At 65.2% G+C, this 14734-nt stretch carries 12 protein-coding genes, 1 rRNA gene and 1 pseudogene; 3 read left to right on the forward strand and 11 right to left on the reverse strand.

Going from position 1 to position 14734, the window contains the following annotated elements; translation table 11 throughout:
* A 5S ribosomal RNA gene (gene rrf, locus H3H36_RS25850) occupies positions 1 to 106 on the forward strand; the annotation flags it as partial.
* A 145-nt stretch (positions 107 to 251) separates the two neighbouring features.
* Here rrf and H3H36_RS25855 read toward each other — a convergent pair.
* Positions 252 to 2549 (reverse strand): glycogen debranching protein, encoded by a 2298-nt coding sequence (locus H3H36_RS25855; RefSeq protein ID WP_182220908.1) that lies wholly within the window; start codon positions 2547 to 2549, stop codon positions 252 to 254.
* A gap of 448 nt (positions 2550 to 2997) precedes the next feature.
* On the opposite strand from H3H36_RS25855, the gene H3H36_RS25860 reads away from it, so the two are divergent.
* Positions 2998 to 3936, forward strand: coding sequence for an exopolyphosphatase (locus H3H36_RS25860; protein ID WP_182220909.1), 939 nt, complete (start codon positions 2998 to 3000; stop codon positions 3934 to 3936).
* Between the two features lie 84 nt (positions 3937 to 4020).
* Here the strand turns inward: H3H36_RS25860 and H3H36_RS25865 are convergent, their stop codons facing one another.
* Together H3H36_RS25865 and H3H36_RS25870 are read right to left on the reverse strand one after the other, a co-directional pair.
* Complete coding sequence (locus H3H36_RS25865) at positions 4021 to 5274, reverse strand: nitronate monooxygenase (RefSeq protein WP_182220910.1); 1254 nt, start codon at positions 5272 to 5274, stop codon at positions 4021 to 4023.
* A gap of 149 nt (positions 5275 to 5423) precedes the next feature.
* A complete protein-coding gene (locus H3H36_RS25870; RefSeq protein ID WP_182220911.1) occupies positions 5424 to 5909 on the reverse strand; it encodes a YajQ family cyclic di-GMP-binding protein in 486 nt (161 codons plus the stop codon).
* Between the two features lie 142 nt (positions 5910 to 6051).
* Here H3H36_RS25870 and murB point away from each other — a divergent pair, with 142 nt between their 5' ends.
* Entirely contained in the window at positions 6052 to 7080 is a 1029-nt protein-coding gene (gene murB, locus H3H36_RS25875; protein WP_182220912.1) for a UDP-N-acetylmuramate dehydrogenase, read from the forward strand.
* A gap of 48 nt (positions 7081 to 7128) precedes the next feature.
* Here murB and ppnP read toward each other — a convergent pair whose 3' ends face one another.
* From ppnP to H3H36_RS25915, 8 genes and pseudogenes are all read right to left on the reverse strand, one after another.
* Entirely contained in the window at positions 7129 to 7443 is a 315-nt protein-coding gene (gene ppnP, locus H3H36_RS25880; RefSeq protein ID WP_182220913.1) for a pyrimidine/purine nucleoside phosphorylase, read from the reverse strand.
* Between the two features lie 12 nt (positions 7444 to 7455).
* Positions 7456 to 8499 carry a diguanylate cyclase domain-containing protein gene (locus H3H36_RS25885; RefSeq protein WP_182220914.1) on the reverse strand — a complete coding sequence of 348 codons (1044 nt, stop codon included), beginning with the start codon at positions 8497 to 8499 and terminating at the stop codon, positions 7456 to 7458.
* Between the two features lie 39 nt (positions 8500 to 8538).
* Complete coding sequence (gene cheB, locus H3H36_RS25890; RefSeq protein ID WP_182220915.1) at positions 8539 to 9561, reverse strand: chemotaxis-specific protein-glutamate methyltransferase CheB; 1023 nt, start codon at positions 9559 to 9561, stop codon at positions 8539 to 8541.
* On the reverse strand, positions 9558 to 11909 hold the full coding sequence (locus H3H36_RS25895; RefSeq protein ID WP_182220916.1) for a hybrid sensor histidine kinase/response regulator: 2352 nt from the start codon (positions 11907 to 11909) through the stop codon (positions 9558 to 9560). Before H3H36_RS25895 ends, cheB begins: the two co-directional genes overlap by 4 nt.
* Positions 11906 to 12580 (reverse strand): chemotaxis protein CheW, encoded by a 675-nt coding sequence (locus H3H36_RS25900; protein ID WP_182220917.1) that lies wholly within the window; start codon positions 12578 to 12580, stop codon positions 11906 to 11908. The genes H3H36_RS25895 and H3H36_RS25900 overlap by 4 nt, the downstream gene beginning before the upstream one ends.
* Positions 12581 to 12590: 10 nt before the next feature.
* Positions 12591 to 13910, reverse strand: coding sequence for a CheR family methyltransferase (locus tag H3H36_RS25905; RefSeq protein ID WP_182220918.1), 1320 nt, complete (start codon positions 13908 to 13910; stop codon positions 12591 to 12593).
* Positions 13907 to 14365, reverse strand: a complete 459-nt coding sequence (locus tag H3H36_RS25910) for a chemotaxis protein CheW (protein WP_182220919.1) — start codon at positions 14363 to 14365, stop codon at positions 13907 to 13909. The genes H3H36_RS25905 and H3H36_RS25910 overlap by 4 nt, the downstream gene beginning before the upstream one ends.
* Positions 14366 to 14377: 12 nt before the next feature.
* Positions 14378 to 14734, reverse strand: a pseudogene (locus tag H3H36_RS25915) (chemotaxis protein); the annotation flags it as partial.

The raw sequence follows: 14734 nt of genomic DNA on the forward strand, positions 1-14734 counted from the left end.
ACCATAGCAAGTTGGTCCCACCCCTTCCCATCCCGAACAGGACCGTGAAACAACTCTGCGCCGATGATAGTGCTGCAACCAGTGTGAAAGTAGGTTATCGTCAAGCTAGTTATTATGAAAAAACCCCCATCAGCCTGAGCGCGCTCAAGATCGCGCTCAGTGCAGATGGGGTTTTTTTTCGTCTGTCCCGTTCGAATCTGCGGACGTAAAAAAAGCGCTTCTGAACGAAGCGCTTTGACGATGCGAGCGCCTTACTTGGCGATCAGCACCAGCGTACCGCGGCCGCACACGCCATAGGACGTATTCTCGCCGCCGATCACGTCTTCAGTGCCGGGGGCGCGTACCTGATTGGCGCCTTCGGCCCAGTTGCAGGTGTCGGTGACGCGATACCAGATCTTGCCAGTGCCCGGCCATGGCAGCACAAAGTTCACTGGCCCACTCCAGGCATTGTAGGCGACATAGATGGCCGAGCTGGTATCTCCGAACTCGGTACCGTCGATGCGCCAGGCGATGGCATGGTTGTCTCCATTGTTGAAGTAGTTGGCGTCGGCCACGGCGCCGCTGGGCTGGAACCAGCGCAGCTGTTCCATCACGTTGCCGTTGTTATCCACGCTGGAGTAGAAGTTGGTTGGCCGCAAGGCGGGGTGGGCCTTGCGGAAGGCGATCATGCCCTTGGCGAACGATTGGAAGTTGCTCTGGTCCGTGGTCCAGCTCCAGTTCAGCCAGTTGCCGATGGAGTCCAGATTGTAGGGATTGTTGTTGCAGTTGATACTGCGCAGCATCTCATCGCCACCCGTCATCATCGGCACGCCGCCCGACAGCATCATCAAGGCCAGGCCATTGCGGGCCGCCTTGCGCTGGTCAGCCGCGATGCCGCCCTGATCCCAGCTGTCGTTATTGTCGTTGCCGCCGTCGCTGGGGCCGTAAGGCCAGGCCTGGTTGTTATTCTTGCCGTTGCAGCTGTAGACGTCCTTGAGGGTGAAGCCGTCGTGCGCGACGACGAAGTTGACCGAGTTCCACGGCTTACGGCCATCGTCCCCGTACAGGTCGCTGGAGCCGGCGAAGCGCGTGGCCATGGTGCCAGTGGTGACGGTCACCGAGCCCAGTTCGTTCTGGCTCTGGCGCACGGTGTCGCGGTACAAACCGTTCCACTCCGACCAGCCGCTGGGGAAGCCGCCTACCTGGTAGGAGTTGCCGCCGATGGCCCACGGTTCCGCGATCAGCTCTACGCCGCTGCCACCTGCAGCGGGGCGGGGTGGCAATTCGTTGACGATGCGGTTCAGGGCATTGGCTGGATCCATCTTGTCGAAGTTGTAGCAGCCGTTCTCGCAGGTGTTGCCGAGCACGGAGGCGAGGTCGAAGCGGTAGCCGTCCACGCCCAGCGTGTCGCGCCAGTAGGCCAGTGAATCGACGATCAGGTTTTGCGCCACGGGATTGTGGGTGTTGTAGTTGCCGCCCACGCCAGTGTTATCCCACGAGGATTGGTTGTCCGAAGTGAGCTCGTAGTAGGTGGGATTGTCCAGGCCGCGCATGCCGTAGATATTGTAGGTCGACGTGTCGTTGGCGTTCCACGCGCCCCCTTCGCCCGTGTGGTTGTACACCACGTCGATCAACACCTTGATACCCTGGTCGTGGAAAGCCTTGACCATGGCCTTGAATTCGCGCGTGGGACCGCCCGGCGTCTTGTCGGCCGCGTAACGACGGTCGGGTGCGAAATAGTTCAGGGTCATGTAGCCCCAGTAGTTATCGCCCGTATCGTTGGTGCCGTTGACGTCGTTGGTGTCGTTCTGGGTTTCCTGCACCGGCAGGAATTCCACCGCCGTCACGCCCAGGCTGGCCAGGTAGGCCGCCTTTTCGCCGGCGCCCTTGTAGGTGCCGCGGTCGGCGGCCGGAATGCTGGGGTCGTTCATGGTCAGGCCGCGCGCATGCACTTCGTACACGACGTCGTCCTTGAAGGCGCGGGTGGGCTTGGTGCCGATCGACTGCGTGTCGCCGGCCAGCACGATGCCCTTGGGCGCGACGGTTCCCGTGTCCAGGTTGCGGTACAGGGGGCCGCTGGCGTACACGGTGCCATCCGTCATGCTCGGGTTGGTGGGATCGTGGCTCAGTTCGAGCGCGTATGGATCAGTCAGCAGCTTGTTGGGGTTGAAGCGGTTGCCGGCTGCGTCCACGTCGCTGATGAAGCCGGCGGCGCTACCCTTGGTCCAGGCCGTGTTGTAGGGCCAGTTCGGGCCCCAGGCGCGGTAGCCGTAATAGACCGTGCCCGTGATGCCGTAGCTGGTCAGCGCGCTGGATGAGACGGTGGTGCTCCACACGCCGCCGGCGCCCTGGGTCATGACGATGCGGGCCAGTTCCTGGCTACCGCTGGCGCTGCCGTACAGGTACAGCTCGATGCGGGTGGCGCGGCTGGAATAAATCTTGAAGTTGATGTTGCTGTGGGTGGCGTCATAGCTGGCGCCCAGTTGACTGGCGTTGATGGCGGCAGTGGCGGGGGCGCCGGCCAGGGTACAGGTGAGCAGTGCGGCGAGGGCGAGGCGGCTAAGTTGCATGAGTGTCTCCGGTCGTCTTTATCGTGTGTTTATAGTCGGGAACGCGGGATGGATGGGCGAGGGCGGCGTGGACGCAGACAGGCGTGACACGGCCTCGCGCGGGGCGATGAGTTTTCTCGGTGGGTGTTTGTCTCCGTTGTGCTTGCCCCTGTGCGGGGTCATATGTATTTTTGTGTACTTTTACTACCAGTTGATTTCAAAATTGCGAGAAAGTGTGCTGGTGACGGGGGAATCTACGCTCATCATTAGTGAATGTCAACGAGTGCACACTCTAGTTGACGTAGTTTTGCTACTTTGTGGCGTATGGCCCAGCCAACCCGAAACGCTGATGTGACGCAATGCAACGTCTGGCCACATTTGCTGGGCGGGCCGGGCTGGGCGGTTGTATGATGCAGCAGGGCACCGTGCAAGGTGTGACGCGTTTGTACTTCTTACAAAGGGTCTTTTCATGTCAGCTGAAGCAAAAAAATTTCGTCTGGTAACCCGCAGTGATTTCGACGGGCTGGTGTGCGCCGTGTTGTTGAAACACCTGGACATGATTGATGACATCCTGTTCGTGCATCCCAAGGACATGCAGGACGGGAAGATTGCCATCAGCGCCAACGACATCACCACCAACCTGCCCTTCGTGGCCGGCGTGCACCTGGCGTTCGACCATCACCTGTCCGAGACGATACGCAACACGGGCGAGCGCCCCAACCACATCATCCACCCCGAGGCGCCGTCGGCCGCACGCGTGGTGTACGACTACTACGGTGGCGCCAAGACATTCCCGGCGGGCTGGGCCGACATGATGGCGGCCGTGGACAAGGGCGACGCGGCCCGCTTCAACGAGCAGGAAGTGCTCAATCCCGAAGGCTGGGACTTGCTCAACTTCCTGATGGATGCGCGCACCGGCCTGGGCCGCTTCCGCGAGTTCCGCATCTCGAACTACAACCTGATGATGGACTTGATCGACTACTGCAAGAACCACACGATAGACCAGATCATGGCGCTGCCCGACGTCAAGGAGCGCAAGGATCTGTACTTCGAGCACAGTGAGAAATGCAAGGAGCAGATCCGCCGCTGCGCCACCGTGCACGGCAACCTGGTGGTGCTGGACTTGCGCAAGGAAGACGTGATCTACGCCGGCAACCGCTTCATCATCTACGCGCTGTTCCCGCAGACCAATATCTCGATCCACGTGCTGTGGGGCCTGAAGAACCAGAACACCGTGTTCGCCACCGGCAAGTCCATCCTGAACCGCAGCTCGCACACCAATATCGGCGCGCTGATGCTGGAATACGGTGGCGGCGGGCACGAGAATGCGGGCACCTGCCAGGTCGATAACGAACGGGCCGACGAGGTGCTGGGCGCGCTGATCGCCCGCATCAACAAGGACGGCTGAGCGGACTTGCCCACCAATGCAAAACGGCGCAGCCCGCGAGGACTGCGCCGTTTTTTATTTCCGAGCAGAAATTGTCAAGTCTGATTAGAATTCTTTCTCAGGTAAGGCAATTGCATTGTTGACGCTGAACTGGTAGTCCTTGAACACGTGCTCCGCGCTCAGCAGCTGGTACTCGCCGTTCGGCATCTTGTGCGTGGTGTCCTTCAGGCGGTAGGTGTAGTGGCCGCAGGTCCAGCAATTGAAGTTGCGCATGTGGGTGCACAGGCAAGTCTTGTCCATCACCACGATGTTCTTCTCGTCCGGATGGGCCACCACTTCGCGGTTGTAGGCATTGATGTAGGCGCAGTTGCCGGTCGCGTCCAGCAGGTAGCCATACGATTCGCAGCCGGGACGGATGCCCGAGCCGATGGCCGGCGTGTTCTTGAGCATGCGCATCGGGTAGCCGGTGGGCGAGATGCCGTTGACGATGATGTCGTCCTCGGTGGCCTTGATGTATTCCTGCTTGACCTTGTCCGGCAGGCCGCATTCCCTGGCGATGGTGAAGCGGGTCGCCACCTGCACGCCCGCGCAGCCTGCTTCCAGGAAGCTGACGGCGTCCGAGCCGGTGAAGATGCCGCCGGCCGCGATCAGCGGAATGTCGAGCTGCTCGGCCTTCAGGTAGGCCAGGATCTCGGCCACGATGGTGTGCAGGTCGTACTCGGCCCAATCCATGCCGAAGCCCAGGTGGCCGCCGGCCAGCGGGCCCTCGACGATCACGTAGTCGGGCAGGCGGTCCAGCTTGGCGTTCTTGCGCAGGAAGATCTGCAGCGCGCGCACGGACGAGACGATGATGCCCAGCTTGGCGTCGCGGAAACGTGGGTGGTCGGCCATCAGCGCGAACGAGCCGAAGTGCAGGCCGGCCGACAGCGTGATGCCGTCCACGCCCGCGTCCAGCGCCGCGTTCAGGCGCACGCGCAGGGTTTCCTTGGGGCCGTTCATGGTCAGCTTTTCCATGCAGTTCACGAAGATCAGGCCCGGGCCTTGCTTCGCTTCCATGGTCCTGCCCACGTGCAGGCGCTGGGCCTCAGCCAGCCGGCCCAGGTCGAACTGGACCACGGCCTTGTCCATGTTGTTAATGTTGAACTTGTACAGCTTGGTCTTTTCCTTGACGAAGCTGGTATCGAAGCGGCGGTCGGAGACGTCCTCCACCATCGCATCCGAGATGTGGCCGATGCCACCGAGGCGGGCCGCCTCCAGCGCCAGTTCCGAAGTCGAAATATCGACACCCATTCCGCCGACCATGATGGGCACGTACTCGTTATTGCCAAATCGCAGGCGGAAATCATCAACACGTTTCATTGCTATCCTTAGACTACCGAGGTTGGTCGCTGGGCAGAGCGCCCAGGGCTGTTGCGGTCGCGCGGCAGTACCGGCATGGAGCTCTATCCATTCTACTCCATGCGTACTACAGCTTTGTGACGGCGCGCGCGGGCGCCGGAAGGCAGGGATCAGTCGCGGAAGTTGTTGAACTCGAGCGGCATGTCGGGCACATCCTTGCGCAGCAGGGCCATGGCCGCTTGCAGGTCGTCGCGCTTGGCGCCCGTCACACGCACCGCATCACCCTGTATACTAGCCTGCACCTTCATCTTGCTGTCCTTGATGACACGCACGATTTTCTTCGCGGCATCAGATTCAATGCCATTCTTGATCTTGATCACTTGTTTGACCTTGTCGCCGCCGATCTTTTTGATGTCGCCTTCATCGAGGAAACGCACATCGACCTTGCGCTTGGCCAGCTTGTTGGTGAGCACGTCGCGCACCTGGCCCAACTGGAATTCAGAATCAGCGAACGCCGTCAGCTCATTTTCCTTCTGTTCGACGCGCGCATCGCTGCCCTTGAAGTCGAAACGGGTGGTGATTTCCTTGTTGGTTTGCTCGACAGCGTTTTTCACTTCGATCATATCGGCTTCGGACACTACATCAAACGACGGCATGGTTCATTCCTCAATGGTGTGGCAGGCCGCAGGCGGCCTCAAAGACTGACATTTTAACGGACAAAGCGGGGTGCGCCCCCATACAGGCGCTGGTTTTTTGTCCGTTTCGCTCTATAATCGATCAAATTATTTGGTTTTCTTCATGTATCCATATCCCGCCCTCCAGCACCAGTTTCCCCTGCAGTCCCTGAACACTTTTCGCATCGCCGCCCGCGCCCAGGCTTACCTGCGCGTGGAATCGCTGGACCAGTTGCGCGCCGCGCTGGCCGATCCGGCCGTGGCCGCGCTGCCGCGGCTGGTGCTGGGCGGCGGCAGCAACGTGTTGCTGACGGGCGACGTGGCCGGCCTGGTGCTGCACATCGCCCTGGCCGGACGGGAACGGGTGGGCAGCGACGCCGACCACCATTACGTGAAAGCGGCGGCCGGCGAGCACTGGCATGAGTTCGTGCAGTGGACGCTGGCGCAGGGCATGGGCGGGCTGGAAAACCTGTCGCTGATTCCCGGCACAGTGGGCGCGGCGCCGATCCAGAACATCGGCGCCTATGGCGCGGAAACCAAAGACCTGTTCCATAGCCTGACCGTATTCGATCCGGCCACAGGGCAGACCCGCACCATGGACGCTGCCGCCTGCCGCTTCGGTTACCGCGACAGCGTATTCAAGCACGCGGCGGGGCAGGGATTGATCATCGTCGACGTGACGTTCGCGCTGCCGCGCGCATGGCAGCCGAACTTGCGCTACGCGGAGCTGGCCCAGGCCGTGGCGGAACAGGGGCTGGTCGCGCCGACGGCGCGCCAGGTGGCCGACACGGTGATCGCGATCCGGCGCCGCAAATTGCCCGACCCGGCCGAAATTGGCAATGCCGGCAGCTTCTTCAAGAACCCCGTGGTCGATGCGGCCCAGTGCGCGGACTTGCTGGCCCGCTTTCCTGCGCTGGTGCACCACCGCCAGCCCGACGGCAGCGAGAAGCTGGCCGCCGGCTGGCTGATCGACCAATGCGGCTGGAAAGGGCGCAGCCTGGGGCCGGCCGGCGTGTACGCCAAACAGGCGCTGGTGCTGGTCAACCATGGCGGCGCCACGGGCGCCGACGTGGTGCGGCTGGCGCAGGCCATCCAGGCCGACGTGCAGGCGCGCTATGGCGTGCGGCTGGAGCCGGAGCCGGTGTTCGTGTGATCGTGTGATCGCGCGGCGCCATGCGGGCGCCGCTGCCGCCTTGCCGGATCAGCCGAAGTGGCAGACGTAGTCCAGGGTTTCCACGGTTTCGATGTCGAAGTGGGTGTTGGCACCCACCTGGAACTGCTGGCCTGCGCCATAGGTGTTCCATTCGGTGGCGCCGGCCTGGCGCACCTTGCACACGCCGCCCAGGATTTCCATGGTCTCGGGCGCGCCCGTGTTGAAGGTCAGGCTGGACGGGAAGATCACGCCGATGGTCTTCTTGCTGCCGTCGGCGAACAGCACCGTGTGCGACACGCACTTGCCGTCGAAGTAGATGTTGGATTTCTTGATGACGCTGACCTGGTCGAATTGTGCACTCATGTTCGGTATTCCTTAAACGTTGGGGGAGACGCCTTGCAGGTCGGCCGCGCTGACAACGCGGTTGCGGCCGGCCCGCTTGGCGGCGTACAGGGCCTGGTCGGCCAGTTCCAGCAAGCCTTCGGCGCTGCCCAGCGGCGACGGCACCACGCAGGCCACGCCGGCCGACAGGGTGACGCAGCCGGTGAGCGGCGCTTGCGGGTTGGAGATGGCCAGCTGTTCCAGGTGGCGGCGGCATGATTCGGCGACGGTCAGTGCGCCGGTCAAATCCGTTTCGGGCAGGATAATGGCGAATTCTTCGCCGCCGTAGCGCGCGACCAGGTCGGCCGGGCGCTTCAAATGTTCGGTCAGGACAGCGGCCACCTTCTTCAGGCACAAATCGCCGGCGGGGTGGCCATGGCTGTCGTTGTAGCTCTTGAAGTGGTCCACGTCGCACATCATCAGCGCCACAGGCTGGCGGTCGCGCGCGCTGCGCAGCCATTCCAGCTGTAGCGCCTCGTCGAAGCGGCGCCGGTTGGCGATGCCCGTCAGGCCGTCCAGCGCGGCCAGCTTTTGCAGCTCGATATTGGCCGCCGCCAGCTGGCGCTGGCTCTCGCGCAGGAAGCGGAACGCCTGGTCGCGCTGCAAACGGCTGATGTAGCCGCTGGCGTGGTAACGCACGCGCGCCAGCAATTCCAGCCGGTCCGGCAGCTTGACCATGTAGTCGTTGGCGCCGGTGGCGAAGCTGTGCGCCTTCAGTTTCGGGTCTTCCTTGGCCGACAGCACGATCACGGGCACATGGCGCAGCGTGTCTTCCTCGCGGTATTGGCGGATCAGCGTGAAGCCATCGGTGTCGGGCATCACCAGGTCCTGCAGGATCACGGTCGGCTGCAACTGGCGCGCCACTTCCAGCGCGCGTGCGGCGCTGGTCTCGTGATGGAATTCCACATCGGGCTGGTCGCCCAGCATGCGCCGTACGGCTTCCACGATGATCAGTTGATCGTCCACCAGCAGCACGCGCACCTTGTAGGCGGTGAGCGCAGGTTCCTGGTCGGCGGTGGGGGGAATCACATCGGACATCGTCTATCTCGTGGCAGTTCTGGTTGCTGATCCATGGACTTACGGCCTGGCCCCGGCGGTACTGCGCAGCAGCGCGCCGATCCGGTCCAGCGGCAGTACCAGCTGGGCCGCGTCCAGTTCGGCCGCCGCGCGCGGCATGCCATACACGGCGCTGCTGGCCTGGTCCTGGGCCACGGTGGCGTGGCCGGCGCGGCGCATGGCCAGCAAACCGTCGGCGCCATCGCGCCCCATGCCGGTCAGCAGCACGCCGATCGCCGCGCCGTGCCAGTGCTGGGCCACGCAGTGGAAGAACACATCCACCGAAGGCCGGTAGGCATAGTCGCGCGGAGCTGCATCGTACCCCAAGCGCCCGTTTTGATCCAGCGTTAAGTGGTCGTTGCTCTTGGCGATGAGCACCGCGCCCGGCTGCAGCTTGTCGCCATCGGCGATCACCCGCACCGGCATGGACAACTGATCGCCCAGCCATTTGGCGAAATTGTCGGCGAAGTTCTGGTCGATGTGCTGCACCACCACGATGGCGCAATTGGGCGGCGCCCGCCAGCCGGCCAGCATCGCGGCCACGGCCGCCGGGCCGCCGGTGGAGGCGCCGATGGCCACCAGTGTGGTGATGGCGGCCGGCGCGGCCGGCTGGCCGTGGTTGGCCTTGGGTTGCATGGCCGCGCTGCCGCCGCTGTGGCGGATCAGCTTGTCCATGGTGTGGATCTTGGCCAACAGCAGGGCGTCGCCGCCGGCGCCGCCCTGCAGCACGGGCGTGGCCGTCACGTCGAGCGCGCCCGCGCCCAGCGCGCGGAACACCTGGTTCACATTGTCCTGGGGTTGGCCGGTCACCACCAGGATGGCGCATGGCGACTGTTCCATGATCAGCCGTGTTGCTTCCACGCCGTCCAGTTCCGGCATGTTCAAGTCCATCAGGATCAGGTCGGGGCGGTTGGCGGCGCACAGCTGCACTGCCTCCAGGCCGGTGCGGGCGATCCACAGCACCTGGTGTTCGGCCGTGCTGGCCACCACGCGGCGCAGCGCCTCGGCCGCCATGGGCATGTCGTTGGCGATGGCGATCTTCACAATGGCGCCTCGCCGATCAGGTCGGAGACGGCCTCCAGCAGCGTCTCGTCATGGAAGCTGCCCTTGGTCAGGTAGTAGTCGGCGCCGGCCGACAGGCCGCGCGCGCGGTCTTCCGGCCGGTCCTTGTAGGAGACGATCATCACGGGCAGCTTGTGCAGCTGGACGTCCTTCTTGATCAGCGTGACCAGTTCGATGCCGTCCATGCGCGGCATGTCGACGTCGGTGATGACCAGGTCGTATTCGCCGCTGCGCACCACGTTCCAGCCGTCGATGCCGTCGATGGCCACGTCCACCAGGAAGCCGCGTCCCAGCAGCAGCTTGCGTTCCATCTCGCGCACGGTGAGCGAATCGTCCACCACCAGGATGCGCTTCATGCGGCGCCGTCCCGCATGGTCGGCGCGCGCCAGCTGGTGCAGGCCGCCTTCGTGCAGCAGCTTGTCGATCGACAGCAGCAGGTCCGGCACGTCCAGGATCAGCACCGGCTCGCCGTCGTCGAGCAGGGCGGCGGCCGAGATATCGCGCATCTTGCCGAAGATGGGATCGATGGCCTGCACGGCCAGGCTTTGTTCGCCACGGATGGCATCCACCACCAGCGCGTAGCGGCGCGCGCCGCTGCCGATCACCACCACCGGCAAGTCCTCGCCACCGGCTTCCATTTCGCCCAGCTCCAGCACCTGCGCCGCCGACACCAGGCCCAGGTGCTCGCCGCCGAAGTCGAAGAACTGCTTGTTCTCCAGCGTGTGGATGGCCGCCGGCGGCACCTTGAGCACGCGTTCGACCTTGACGATGGGGATGGCGTAGGCCTCGCCCTTGATGTCGGCCACCAGCGCGCGCACGATCGATTGCGTGAGCGGCAGCGTGATGGAGGTACGGAAACCTGATCCCAGTTCCGACTCCAGCCTGACGGTGCCGTTCTGCTCGCGGATGGTTTCGTGCACAATGTCCAGCCCCACGCCACGGCCGGAAATCTCGTTGGCGCTTTCCTTGAGGCTGAAGGCGGGCAGGAACAGGAATTCCAGCAGCTCGGATGGCGACAGGGCGGCCGCCATCTGCGGCGCGGCCATCTTGCGCGCGACGACGGTGGCGCGGATTTTTTCCAGGTCCACGCCGCGCCCGTCGTCGTGGATTTCGATGCTGAGCATGCCGGCGCGGTGGCGCGCTTCCAGCACGATGGTGCCCGTGCCGGGCTTGCCGGCGGCGATGCGCTCGGCCGGCGTCTGCATGCCGTGGTCGACGGCATTGCGCAGGATGTGGTTGAGCGGGCTTTCGATGCGGGCCAGGATGTCGCGGTCCACCAGCGTGTCCTCGCCGACGATTTCCAGGTGCACCTCCTTGCCCATGCCACGCGCCAGGTCGCGCACCATGCGCGGGAAGGCCTGCACGCCGTCGCGGAACGGGCGCATGCGCAGCGTGAGCACTTCGTCCACCATGTTCTGCGACACGGCCAGCATGCGCCGCTCGTAGGCTTCGATGTCGGCGATGTGCTCGAGCAGGAACTGCTTGAGCGGGTGGGTCTTTTGCAGCGCCAGCAGCGACTTTTCCTTCAGGCTGGCGTCGCCGCTGTTGGCGATGGCTTCGTGCAGCTGCTCCACCAGCGAGAACAGGCTGCTCTGGTTGCGCTTGAAGCGCTGCAGGTCCTGGATGAAGGGATGCAGCTGGTGCGCGTTGATGCGCGCTTCGCTGGCCAGCGACAGCAGGCGGTCGAAATTCTGGGCTGTCTTGAGCGGAGCGGGCGGGCGCGGGGCAACGGCGGAGGCGCCATCGTCGGCCGTCGCCGTGGCCGGCAACGGCGCGGCGGCTGGCGCGGCCGGCTCCGATGCGGGCGGCGCTGCCAGCGCGGCCTGCTGCGGGGCAGGCGCCGCCGGCGGAGCCGTGGCGGTAGCGGTGGCCGGGGCGGCAGGAATGGCCGGCGCGATGGCGGGGGGCTCAGGCAGGAAGGCGATGTTGGCGATCAGGTCCAGCGTGGTCCGGATCGGCGCGCCGTTGGCGGCCAGCCAGGCGTCGGCGTTGGCGTTGTCGAGCCGCGCGATCTGCAGGATCAGGTCGACCCCGGCCAGCAGCGCATCGACCCGGTTCGGCGTCAACTGCATCCGGCCCTGCTGGGCGGCGACGAAGCTGTCTTCCATGCCGTGCGCCAGTTGCACCACCAGGTCCAGCCCGACGATGGCGGCCGCACCCTTGATCGAATGGGCGGCGCGCATCATCGCTTCCAGTGCGCCGGCGTCGCCCTTGAGGCGCTCCACCGCCAGCAGGCCGTCCGTCAGGATCTGGGTCTGGGTGTCGGCTTCCATGCGGAACAGGTCGCGCATGGAGAACTGGCTCAAATCACCTTGCTGCTCATGGCTCATCGTAGCGTCCTTGCGAGTTGGTGGCCGATCAGTGGCGCGTCCAGGCACCCGATGTGCATGTCCGCGTGGGACAGCACGCCGGACAGGTAGCGCTGCAAGCCCTTGTTGATGGTGGCCGCCGGCGGCTGCACCGTGGCCGAGGCGTAGCGCACGATGCCGTGCAGGTCCGCCACCGGCAGCGCGAACGATTGCTCGTCCCAGCGCACCACCAGCAGCCGGGCGAAAATGTGGCGTCCGGCGGCGGCCACGGTTTCCGATTCGTCGATGCCCAGCAGGGCGCCCAGCGACATGCACGGATACACCGTACCGCCCACGTTGACGATGCCGCGCAGTTCGCGCGCATGGCGGTGCGGCAGGCGGTGCGGCGCGGCCTGCGGCGCCACCGATTGCAGGATGGTGGTGGGCAGCGACAGCCATTCGCGGCCGATGCGGAACACCAGGCACGAAGCGTCGAGCCGCGTACTGTCGTCGTCCACGCGGCGGAAGTGCGCGGCCCATTCGCGCTTGTAGCTGTCGTCCACGGCCCGTTGCATGTTGGCCTGGGCCGCGTCGGCGTAGACTTCGCAGTTGCGGCAGTGGATGTGGCGCGCCAGCTTGTCGCAGCTCTGGTCGCCGGAAACGCCGATGCGGTTCCAGCAGTTGACGAGGATGGGGCTGTCCAGTGTCGTCATCGTATCTCCTTCAGGACGCCTGCTGGCGATGGTAGACGCGCGCCGCGCGGGCCTTCAGCGCGGCGGCGGCCGGGTCGCGATTGTGCTCGGCCAGCAGGGCCAGGTGGCACAGCGCTTCGTAATGGTCGGGGTGCAGGTAGATGCAGCGCCGCCAGTGCTGTTCCGCCTTGGCCAGCTGGCCCGCCTGCTCGTCCAGCAGGCCCAGGATGAAATAGGCGTCGGCCGCGTCCGGCGTTTGCGTCAGGCAGCGCTGGCACGCGCTTACCGCTTCCGCGTAGCGGCCCTGGTCGGCCAGCTTGCGCGCTTGTTCCAGCAAGGCGGCCGTGGTGGCGGCAGCTGGCATTGCGGCCGCTGCGGCCAGCGCAGGTGCCGGTGCAGGCGCAGCTAGGGCAGCGACAGTGGGCATTGCGGCCCGTCCCGTGCTTGACTGCCTGGCGGCGGCCGGCGCGCCTGCCTTGGCCGCACGCTGCACGTGCGCGTGCACGCGCGTGGCCGGTGCGTGCGGCGATGCGCGCGATGCCGCCCCTGGCGCCGCGCTGGACGCCGGGGACAGTGCGGCGGCGCCTTCTTTCTTCAGGCCGAACGCGCGCGGGAATTGCAGCGGCGCGAAACCGTGCTGGCAGAACGCCGGCACTTCCGCATAGCCGGCGAACAGCAGGCCGTCGTCGGCCAGCAGGGTGCTCAGGCGGACGGCGGCGTCCCTGGTGGTGGGCTTGTCGAAATAGATCAGCAGGTTGCGGCAGAAGATGATGTCGTATTTCGGCAGCCGGCCAGCGTCCAGCGCGAACAGGCTGCCCTGGCGAAAGCGCACCTGGCCGCGCAAGGCCTCGCTGATCGTATATTCTTCCTCGCCCGTGCGCGTGAAGTGGCGCTCGCGGAAGCGCAGGTCGTCGCTGCGGAAGGCGTTGCGGCCGTAGACGCCGGCCAGCGCGCGCGCCACGCACGCGGGGCTGATGTCCCACGCGTCGATGGTGTAGCGTTCGGGGTCCACGCCGGCGTCGCTGAGGGCCATGGCCATGGAATAGGGCTCCTCGCCGCCCGCGCAGGGCACGGACAGGATGCGTGCCTTGCGGTTCATATCCGCGCCGGACAGGATCGCCTTCACGTGGATGACGGCGGCCTGGAACGCCACCGGGTCGCGGAACAGCCACGATTCGGGCACCACCACCAGTTCCACCAGTTGCGTCAATTCGTCCGGCGACAGGGCGGCCAGGTAGGCGTCGCGCTCGGCCACGCCCAACCGCTCCATGCGGCTGGCCATGGCCCGCTCGGCCACGGCCTTGGACAAATGCAGGCCGGTGGCCTGGCGCAGGATGGTCTGCACGTTCATGGCGCGGCGGCCTCCGGCTGGAACAGGATGGCGCGCAGTTCGGCCGACAGCAACTGGTCCGGCTCCACCAGTTGCACGATGCCGGCCGCGTCGCTGGCCACCTGGCCAAGGAAGGGCGCGGCGCGCACGCCGCTGTCGGCCAGCGCCCCCGCATCCACGTCGGTGACGCCCAGCACCCGTTCGGCCAGTAATCCCAGCAGGTGAGTGGCGCCATCGGGGCCGTGGTAGTGGACCAGCAGGATGCGGGTGTCGAAATGCTGGCGGCCCGGCGCCACGCCGGCCATCAGGCTCAGGTCGATCACGGGCACGGACTGGCCATGGAAGTCCATCAGGCCGGCCACGGCGTCCGGCGCCAGCGGCAGCCGTTTGAGTTCGAGCAGGGGCAGTACCCGCACCACGTCGCGCAGGCGCAGCCCGTAGCGGTCGGCGCCGATATGAAAGAGCAGCTGTTTCATGTCCGCGCTACCTTATGCCGCCAGCGTGAAATTGCCCACGCCGGACTGCAGCTCGCCGGCTGCGAACTGCAACTGGCGCACCGCGTCGCTGGTGGCCTTCAGCGATTCCACGGTCTGCTGGGTGGCGTCGTTGAGCTGGCTCATGGTGCCGGAAATCTGTTCGGCGCCCACGGCCTGCGACTGCATGCCCTGCAACACGGCGTCGAACTGGGGCGCCAGCTTGCCCACCTGGTCCATCACGCCCGACAGCTGGTCCGTCACCTGCCGCACCTCGCCCACGCTGCGCCGGATCTCCTCGGAGAATTTGTCCATGCCCATCACGCTGGCCGAGACGGCCGACTGCATCTCCTTGAGCATCTGCTCGATGTC

The organism is Rugamonas fusca (genome assembly GCF_014042365.1).
Classification (GTDB): domain Bacteria; phylum Pseudomonadota; class Gammaproteobacteria; order Burkholderiales; family Burkholderiaceae_D; genus Rugamonas; species Rugamonas fusca.

What these genes read in the sequence shown, in the direction of transcription:
- H3H36_RS25855 (WP_182220908.1), bottom strand. Translation starts at nt 2,549, where the DNA reads ATGCAACTTAGCCGCCTCGCCCTCGCCGCACTGCTCACCTGTACCCTG.
- H3H36_RS25860 (WP_182220909.1), top strand. Translation starts at nt 2,998, where the DNA reads ATGTCAGCTGAAGCAAAAAAATTTCGTCTGGTAACCCGCAGTGATTTC.
- H3H36_RS25865 (WP_182220910.1), bottom strand. Translation starts at nt 5,274, where the DNA reads ATGAAACGTGTTGATGATTTCCGCCTGCGATTTGGCAATAACGAGTAC.
- H3H36_RS25870 (WP_182220911.1), bottom strand. Translation starts at nt 5,909, where the DNA reads ATGCCGTCGTTTGATGTAGTGTCCGAAGCCGATATGATCGAAGTGAAA.
- murB (WP_182220912.1), top strand. Translation starts at nt 6,052, where the DNA reads ATGTATCCATATCCCGCCCTCCAGCACCAGTTTCCCCTGCAGTCCCTG.
- ppnP (WP_182220913.1), bottom strand. Translation starts at nt 7,443, where the DNA reads ATGAGTGCACAATTCGACCAGGTCAGCGTCATCAAGAAATCCAACATC.
- H3H36_RS25885 (WP_182220914.1), bottom strand. Translation starts at nt 8,499, where the DNA reads ATGTCCGATGTGATTCCCCCCACCGCCGACCAGGAACCTGCGCTCACC.
- H3H36_RS25895 (WP_182220916.1), bottom strand. Translation starts at nt 11,909, where the DNA reads ATGAGCCATGAGCAGCAAGGTGATTTGAGCCAGTTCTCCATGCGCGAC.
- H3H36_RS25900 (WP_182220917.1), bottom strand. Translation starts at nt 12,580, where the DNA reads ATGACGACACTGGACAGCCCCATCCTCGTCAACTGCTGGAACCGCATC.
- H3H36_RS25905 (WP_182220918.1), bottom strand. Translation starts at nt 13,910, where the DNA reads ATGAACGTGCAGACCATCCTGCGCCAGGCCACCGGCCTGCATTTGTCC.
- H3H36_RS25910 (WP_182220919.1), bottom strand. Translation starts at nt 14,365, where the DNA reads ATGAAACAGCTGCTCTTTCATATCGGCGCCGACCGCTACGGGCTGCGC.